Genomic DNA, 7,278 nt, shown 5'->3' on the forward strand with positions numbered 1-7,278 from the left:
TGGCCAACGTGCAGGACGTGACCGGCAGGCTCAAGGGGCCGCAGGGTGGCCTGGGCGTGCTCATGGGCAACGAGGCCGATGCGCGCCAGGTGATGGTGACGCTGGAGCGCGCCAACGCGCTGCTGGCGCGGGTCGATGCGCTCGCTGCGCGCGTGGACAGCCTGGTGGCCAACGCCGACAAACAGGTGTTCGGCCAGGGTGCGCCCGAAGGACAGGGCGCGCTGGTGCCGGATCTGCGCGCCGCCGTGCAGCAGGTCACGGGCCTGCTGGGCGAGGCGCGTGGCACCCTCAGGCAGGTCGATGCGCTGCTCGTCGAGGCGCAGGGCATCGCGGCCAACACGCGCACGGCCACCACCGACCTGGACGTGCTGCGGGCGCAGGTGGGAACCAGCCTGCGCAAGGTGGATTCGCTGGTCAACGACATCAACCGCCGCTGGCCGTTCGCCCGCGAGACGGAGATCGAACTCAAATGAAGCACACCGGCTCCCTTGCTCACCGGTTCACGCACCGCCCGGCGGCGGGTACGGCCTGGCCGTGGCGATGCATCGCGGTGGTCGCGGTGGTCGTCGTGGCGGCCTGCGCCGGCACGCCGCCACCGGACTGGCAGATGAACGCCAGGTCTGCCATGGACCTGTCGCTCCAGGGCTGGTTCGAGGGCAACCAGCGCGTCGAAGAGGCCGAGTACCGCCGCGCCGTCCGCGAGGCCTCGGCCTCGGGGCGGCCCGAGCTGTTGTTGCGCCTGCAACTGTTGCGTTGCGCCGCGCGCGTGGCCGCGCTCGATGCCGGCGAGGGCGTCTGCCCGGCCGATGACGTGGTGCAGCGCGATGGTGGCGCCACCGAACAGGCCTACCACCGCTACCTGGCCGGCCAGGCCGGTGCCGAGGACACGGCCCTGCTGCCCGAAGCCCAGCGCCGGGCGGCCACCGCGGGCACGGCCGCCGCGCTGGCCGGCATCGAGGACGCGCAAAGCCGCCTGATCGCGGCGGGCGTGCTGTATCGCCGGGGGCTGGCCGGGCCGGAGGTGGTCACCCAGGCCATCGACACGGCGTCCGCACAGGGCTGGCGCCGTCCGCTGCTGGCCTGGCTGCACGTGGCGCAGACACAGGCCCGGGCCGCCGGCGACGAGGCCGAAGTGCAGCGCTTGCAACGCCGCATCGAGGTGACCGGGGGAGCGTCGCTGCCCTGAGCCGAAGGGCCGGCCGCGCGGACCACCACTGCCTGGGAGCCACCCCTTGTCCGACACCTCCGGCACGTCACGCAACTGGTTCGCGCAAGGCGGTCAGGCCTACGCGCGCTTCCGGCCCGAGTACCCGCCGGAGCTCGCCCGGTACCTCGCGGCCTTGAGTCCGGACGCCGCGCTGGCCGTCGATGTCGGCTGTGGCAACGGCCAGCTCACGAGGCAACTGGCCGACCACTTCGATCGGGTGATCGGCCTGGATCCGAGCGCCGACCAGCTTGCCCATGCCCTGCCGCATGTCCGCGTGCGCTATGCCGGTGCGTCGGCGGAGCACATGCCGCTGCCCGATGGCTGTGCGAGCCTGGTCACGGCCGCGCAGGCCGCCCACTGGTTCGACCTGCCGCGCTTCCATGCCGAGGTGCGCCGCGTGGCGCGCAAGGGAGCGGTGGTCGCGCTCGTGTCCTACGGCGTGCTGTGGCTCGACGGGCCGGCTGGCGAGCGCTTCATGCACTTCTACCGGGACGAGATCGGTCCCTTCTGGCCACCCGAACGCCGGCTCGTGGACAGCGGCTATGCGGATCTGCCGTTTCCCTACACTGAGCAACCGGCCCCGGCGCTGCACATCCGCCAGGACTGGACGCTGGACGAACTGCTCGGCTACATCGCCACCTGGTCGGCCGTACACCGCGCGCGCGAGACCGGGCAGGACGGCATCCTGCACCGCTTCGCGGACGACCTGAAGTCGCTCTGGGGTGGTGATGCGTTGCTGCGCCGCGAGGTGCGCTGGCCCATCCGGATGCGGGTCGGCATCGTATGAGGCCAGGCCCGCTGCACCAGCGGATGCCGGGCGCGGCAACGAAAAAGGGCCCGGCGTTTGTCCGAGCCCTTGTGGGTGGTGGCGGATGGTTGACCATGTGCAGACCGGCCTCCCGAGCTGATGAGCACTGGCGCGGGTTGCTGCGGGCTTGCGGGTGTTTCCCCATAACTCAGTACGCACTATTACCCTGATGCGTCTCCAGCCATCGCTGCCCAAGGCGAGTCCGCCGGTAGCGTTGCTTACTGCTGCGCGGTGTTTCGGGTCGGGTCATCTCCACCAGGCCAGAAGCGAGCGCGGGCAACAGGTATGCCTTCCGGAAATGCTTTTCGTCCTTCAGATCCAGGGCCTGCTGCAGTCCTGTCCGGGACAATTCTTCCTGCAAGGCCAACACGACCCGCACAACTTCGGGGGCGACTTCAGGGGTAACTTCGGGGGCGACTTCCCCGGTGACTTTTGGGGGCACCGGCCGGGCCAACGGATGGCAGGGCAGCCGGATCACAAACGAAAGTCGATCCTCATCTGATTCAAACAGCGGCGCGGGCGAGCCATTGGCGGCCATCACCTTGAGGATTTTCGGGATGCCCGTCGAGCGACCTTCCGTCAGATCAAGCTCCTTCAGGAATTCACCGATACGCCGGTTGCGGTAGCGGCGGCTGACCGCACGCCCGGCCTGGAATCCTCCAGCCGAATCGACCGATCCGGGCCAGGGAAACTCAGGATGACCAATTCTTCGTTGCTGATGCGCACCTCAATGGGCTCGCGCTCTTCGTAAGACCGGTGATAAACCGCGTTGACCAAAGCTTCCTCGATCGCAGCGTAGGGAAAATTCCAGACCCGCGTGGCCTCGGCGCGGTCGGGGTGCTTGATGACTGTCTCGCGCAAGAAGTTGCGCTGGATGTAGCTCAAGGCCTCGCGCGTCATCCGCGCCAGAGGGCCTTTGAAGATCTTTTCCTCGAAGCGATCCCCGCCCGCGCCTTCGGGAAACCAGACCACGTCGATCTGCACGGCGGGGAAGAAGCGCTCCGGTGTATCGTTGAAAAACAGCAGGCCCACGTTCTTGGGCCACGGTGATTCGGTAGGGCCACCCGCCACATTCATCTGGCGAGCCAATGCCTCGACCGAAAGCCCGGGCGCATCCTCTGCCAGCGTGCTGCCAACCTCCTGCAAAAAGGCCTGCATCAAGGGCTTCGACAGATCATCGATTCGTGCCGACTGGTTGTAGCGGTCATCGAATGGCACCTTGGCCGCCAGGCTCAACAACTCTTGCTCGGTTTCGCCCTTGGCCTCGACCGTGCTGCTGTACCTGCGGATGAAGTACTTCCAGACCTTGTGCTTCGCCGTAATGGCTTCCGGCGCTTTGTAAGGCCGGTTCTGCCCGCCCGGTGCCCACAGCACGATCAGCTTGCGCCCCTCGACTTCCTCGATGCTCAATACCGGGAAGTACGGCGGCTGGATCAACTGGCAGGCGGCCAACAATTCCTGCTGAATCTTGTCGAGCTGGTTATCGGCCAGCCCCACCGGCGGAAACACCGGTTGACCATTGGCATCACAATCCTGCCCGATCACCACATAACCGCCGCCGAGGTTTTCGAAGTCGTTGGCGAAGGCGCACACGGTACGGATGATCGGGTCCGGATTCCACCCGGCCTTGTACTCGATGCGCTCGCCCTCAACCGTGCGCTGGCGCAGCAGGTCATTCAGGTTGATCGGAAGTTTGCCCATATTTATTCGTCTCCCGCCAGACCAGCCGCCGACCAGAAATGGTCGAAGTCATCGCCCACGCCCCAGCCAACGTTTTGCCCCAACTGGCGCACCCGGTCGAGCCTGGCTAGGAATGCCGCCTGCTGCGCAGCGGGCAAGGCCAGCACGTATTTCAGCGCCTGTTCGAACATCCGTACCAGTGCGTCATAAAAGCCTTCATCGTCCATGCCGCAATCGGCCAGAAAATCGAACACTTCCTCGCAGTAAAACACCGTGAGTTCGGCCAATCCCTCTGGCTGGCCCAGTGCCTTCTTGTAATCGCTGATGGCCTTCTTGGCTTTGCTGACCGAGATCGGGTTGCGAAAGTCAGGCGGGTTGATCCATCGGATGATTACATCCTTGAAGGGCTCCAGCGGGTCGTCGCCCAGCCCAAAACGAGCGTGCAAAAATGCCTTGTTGTCCTTGCTGGCGGCGTACAGGTCTTGCACCAGCCCCAGCAAACCGGCGCGGTCGAAATCGGCCAGCTTGGTTTTGACGTCGCTCCAACTGGGCGTGGCTTTGGTGGTTTTCTTCGTTGCCATGCGAATCAGTCCCTGGCCCGAACCATTAAGCACGCCTTAAGTCGTTGTTGTATTTCCAGTCGCGCGCGCCGGTGTTGTAAGGCGGGTCGATGTAGATGCAATCCACCTGACCGGCATACAGGTAATCCAGCAGCTGTAGCGCGTGGTAGTTGTCGGCCTCGATCAGCGTGTGCCAGGGAGCATCGGCGGGGCCGTTTTGCACAGCATCCACCGGCACCAGCGCGGGGAAGATGGGCTCGCCAAATTCCCGCACCACCAGCAGTTCATCCACCGGGAACTGCACCGGCTCTGCCGCTGCACGGGTGGGCTCGCTGGGGTGCGCCTCGTTGCTGGGCTGGACGCAAGTGGCCACGCCCGCGTGGATGGACTTGATTTGCCACACATCTTTCAGCGCACCCTGACGGCGACACACTAGGTCGCCCTTGCGCGGTTTGGCACCGTGCAGCGGTAACAATTCGGGCAAGTGGTCTTCAAATACCAGGCCGAATTTCTTTTCTTTCTTGGCGTTGTCCCACTCGGCAGTGAGGCGCTCGCGCAGGCGGGGATCGCTGATTTGGGCGATCAGGGTATCAATGGCAGACAAAAGCTCCCCCTTGCTTCTTCGTTGGGCCGTGCCGGGTTCAATCCAGCACCACCAGAAATTCGGTGGCCAGCGCAATGGGCTGGGTTTCGCGGGCGTTCTTTTCAATGGCAACCAGCCCGTAGCCTTCCATCATGCGCAGCGTGCGCGACAGATTGGGCACTTGCCGCCCAGTCAGTTCCGCCAATTCGGTCAGCGACTTGGGCTTGCGCTCGTGAATCAGGCGCAGCATGGCCCGGTTGTCTTCCGACAACACGGCAGCCATGGTGGCCATGGACGGAAACCACACCGTCGGTGCGTACTGCCCACGGCCTTCCGCCACCGGCGCATCGGCGCGACGGACACCCACAACGCAGCGTTTCATCGAAAGTCACCTGATGGTTGGGTCATAAGGCAAGAAGTATATCAATGTGGCACAACTATAGACAGCGCATTCGCTTGGCTTCTTGATCGTTCAGCGCGTGAATGGTGGCGTCATCCCATCCACCAATCAAGGAGCCCCGCGATGAACACCAAGACCACTGCCACCGACGCCTATCTCGCCCGCGCCGCAGCCATCCACAACAAGTTGACCCGACTGCAGCAACTGGCCGCCGACCACTTCGGCCACAACCCGGACGCTATCCACTGGGGCCACGTTGGTGACCTCGGGCGAGTGGATCAGGCGCTGGATGACCTTCTGGCGATCTTCGACGGCCAGGTCAAGTGACGGAGGCCATGATGGAGACCCTGCTCAAACTCTCCCCGGCTCAAAGCCTGCTGCTGCGCACTGCCGCCCGCCGCACCGATGGGCGAGTGATCCCGCCCGACACGCTGCGCGGCGGCGCACGGGTCAAGGTGCTGACCTCACTGCTGCAGCGCGGGTGGATCGAGCCTGCCGACGACGGCCACGTGATGACCGACGCGGGCTACGCGGCCATCGGACAGCAGCGACCCGTGCCACCGGATGACGTCCAGCCGGTGGGCACCATCGGTGATCTCCAACTTCTGGAGGGCATCCCGATCCGCCCCGGCACCAAACTCGCCGCACTGGTGATGGCGCTGCGCCGCCCACAGGGCGCGACCAGCCTGCAACTGATGCTGGCCACTGGTTGGCAGCCGCACACCCTGCGCGGAGCAATTTCCGGGATGCTGCGCAAGAAGCTCGGCCTTAACGTGGTGCTGGCGCACAACGACAGCGGCGAACGGGTGTACAGGGTGGTGTGATCTGCCGCCAAGGGTGTCCAGTTTCTTGAGGCCCTGCGGATACCCCGGCGTGTCTGACGCATCGGACACAGCTCCACGTAACTCTCTATACGCGTGCGCGTGTGCGCGCCTCACGGAAAGTTACGACAACCTGTGTCCGATGCGTCAGACGGTGCGCAAAGGCTCGTGGGCCGATTTCTGTAACCCAGCCATAGAATCAGCCGCAAACCCGCGCCAGCATTGAGTTTTTATCCCTGGCCGTTTTTCGCATAGCTTGGGTGCAAACCTGCAAACCGGGTACGCACCCAGGTTCGCACATTCCGCGTTACCGCTACCGCGCAAAGGCCCGCGCTGACCGGGCTTTCGGCCCGCTTTCCCACACCGCCAGGTGCGAACCGCAAACCCTGCAAACCTTGTTTTCTGTTCGGACGGTGGCGAAAAGCTGCGCTTGCGCCCCCCGTATTGGAATATCGCCAGGAAGGACCCCTTTTGCCCGGGGTATGTATGCGTTCCTCGGCCATAACAATAGGCGTTGACCATCACCATCGTCACCACCATCACAAGGACCGGCCCAGCGTGACAGTGGTGATGGTTGTGACGGTCGCCCCTTATCGTTTACACCGCCGATCACGCAGATATGCCCTGGCGACCCGACCGTCACACGACATCAGGCTCCTGCATCCAAGCTGGGATATCCCGCTGGCCGTGCAGCACACGCCAGACGTCGATGTGGTCCGGACGCTCGACGTAGAACACGAGGTGCGGGTAGCGCGTCAGCGGCCATGCGCGCAGGCCCGGCAAGTTGAGTTCATGGGCGTAGCGTGGAGAACCTGTGGCCGGATGGCGGCCGATGTGGCCGTAGGCCTTCTCCAGTGCGTCGATGAAGCCGAGTGCCACGGCTTCGCCCGCTTCACTCAGGTAATAGGCCACAGCCTCGTCCAAATCCCGGTTGGCCTGCTCACGCGGGATGACTGCATTGGCCTTCACGCCTTGGCAGCGGGTTTGGCAGCCTTGCGCACCCGATCACGCAGGCCTTCGAAGTAGCTGGCATCGGCGGGTGCCGCAGGGGCCGAGGCAGCTCCGGCCAACAGCAAGTTGCGCAGTTGCAGGCGGTCCTGGTCCTTGCGGATCAACTCGCGCACGTACTCGCTGCTCGTGCCGTAGCCGCGCTGGCTGACCTGTTCATCCACGAAGGACTTGAGGGTGTCGGGGAGAGAGATGTTCATCGTGCTCATGG

The 7,278-nt window shown here is 64.7% G+C and carries 11 protein-coding genes and 1 pseudogene; 5 read left to right on the forward strand and 7 right to left on the reverse strand.

The features are described 5' to 3' along the window. The 3 genes and pseudogenes from PHQ87_RS12740 to PHQ87_RS12750 all read left to right on the forward strand — a co-directional run. Positions 1 to 473, forward strand: a pseudogene (locus PHQ87_RS12740) (mammalian cell entry protein); the annotation flags it as partial. After that, positions 470 to 1,186, forward strand: a complete 717-nt coding sequence (locus PHQ87_RS12745) for a hypothetical protein (protein WP_300234901.1) — start codon at positions 470 to 472, stop codon at positions 1,184 to 1,186. The pseudogene PHQ87_RS12740 and the gene PHQ87_RS12745, both read left to right, overlap by 4 nt. Positions 1,187 to 1,232: 46 nt before the next feature. Then, positions 1,233 to 1,994: a class I SAM-dependent methyltransferase gene (locus PHQ87_RS12750; protein ID WP_300234904.1), complete on the forward strand. Its 762-nt coding sequence runs from the start codon at positions 1,233 to 1,235 to the stop codon at positions 1,992 to 1,994. A 169-nt stretch (positions 1,995 to 2,163) separates the two neighbouring features. Here the strand turns inward: PHQ87_RS12750 and PHQ87_RS12755 are convergent, their stop codons facing one another. The 5 genes from PHQ87_RS12755 to PHQ87_RS12775 are packed head-to-tail and all read right to left on the reverse strand — an operon-like array spanning position 2,164 to position 5,220. After that, entirely contained in the window at positions 2,164 to 2,721 is a 558-nt protein-coding gene (locus PHQ87_RS12755; protein WP_366524482.1) for a Fic family protein, read from the reverse strand. After that, positions 2,610 to 3,716 carry an RNA-binding domain-containing protein gene (locus tag PHQ87_RS12760; protein WP_300234907.1) on the reverse strand — a complete coding sequence of 369 codons (1,107 nt, stop codon included), beginning with the start codon at positions 3,714 to 3,716 and terminating at the stop codon, positions 2,610 to 2,612. Before PHQ87_RS12760 ends, PHQ87_RS12755 begins: the two co-directional genes overlap by 112 nt. Before the next feature lie 2 nt (positions 3,717 to 3,718). Further along, positions 3,719 to 4,276 carry a hypothetical protein gene (locus tag PHQ87_RS12765; protein ID WP_300234910.1) on the reverse strand — a complete coding sequence of 186 codons (558 nt, stop codon included), beginning with the start codon at positions 4,274 to 4,276 and terminating at the stop codon, positions 3,719 to 3,721. 25 nt (positions 4,277 to 4,301) lie between these two features. Next, the gene (locus PHQ87_RS12770; RefSeq protein WP_300234912.1) at positions 4,302 to 4,859 is read right to left on the reverse strand and encodes a hypothetical protein; all 558 of its coding nucleotides are present in this window, start codon (positions 4,857 to 4,859) and stop codon (positions 4,302 to 4,304) included. Positions 4,860 to 4,896: 37 nt separating this feature from the next. After that, positions 4,897 to 5,220 carry a helix-turn-helix domain-containing protein gene (locus tag PHQ87_RS12775; RefSeq protein WP_300234915.1) on the reverse strand — a complete coding sequence of 108 codons (324 nt, stop codon included), beginning with the start codon at positions 5,218 to 5,220 and terminating at the stop codon, positions 4,897 to 4,899. Positions 5,221 to 5,361: 141 nt separating this feature from the next. Between PHQ87_RS12775 and PHQ87_RS12780 the strand changes: the two genes are divergently transcribed. Together PHQ87_RS12780 and PHQ87_RS12785 are read left to right on the forward strand one after the other, a co-directional pair. Then, positions 5,362 to 5,565 (forward strand): hypothetical protein, encoded by a 204-nt coding sequence (locus PHQ87_RS12780; protein WP_300234918.1) that lies wholly within the window; start codon positions 5,362 to 5,364, stop codon positions 5,563 to 5,565. An 8-nt stretch (positions 5,566 to 5,573) separates the two neighbouring features. After that, positions 5,574 to 6,062, forward strand: coding sequence for a DUF3489 domain-containing protein (locus PHQ87_RS12785; RefSeq protein ID WP_300234921.1), 489 nt, complete (start codon positions 5,574 to 5,576; stop codon positions 6,060 to 6,062). Between the two features lie 636 nt (positions 6,063 to 6,698). Here the strand turns inward: PHQ87_RS12785 and PHQ87_RS12790 are convergent. Both PHQ87_RS12790 and PHQ87_RS12795 read right to left on the reverse strand, forming a co-directional pair. Further along, positions 6,699 to 7,028, reverse strand: a complete 330-nt coding sequence (locus PHQ87_RS12790) for a type II toxin-antitoxin system RelE/ParE family toxin (protein ID WP_300234923.1) — start codon at positions 7,026 to 7,028, stop codon at positions 6,699 to 6,701. After that, positions 7,025 to 7,276 (reverse strand): type II toxin-antitoxin system ParD family antitoxin, encoded by a 252-nt coding sequence (locus PHQ87_RS12795; protein ID WP_300234926.1) that lies wholly within the window; start codon positions 7,274 to 7,276, stop codon positions 7,025 to 7,027. Before PHQ87_RS12795 ends, PHQ87_RS12790 begins: the two co-directional genes overlap by 4 nt. Positions 7,277 to 7,278 lie beyond the last annotated feature (2 nt).

The organism is Hydrogenophaga sp., assembly GCF_028698005.1.
In the GTDB taxonomy this organism is placed as follows: domain Bacteria; phylum Pseudomonadota; class Gammaproteobacteria; order Burkholderiales; family Burkholderiaceae_C; genus Hydrogenophaga.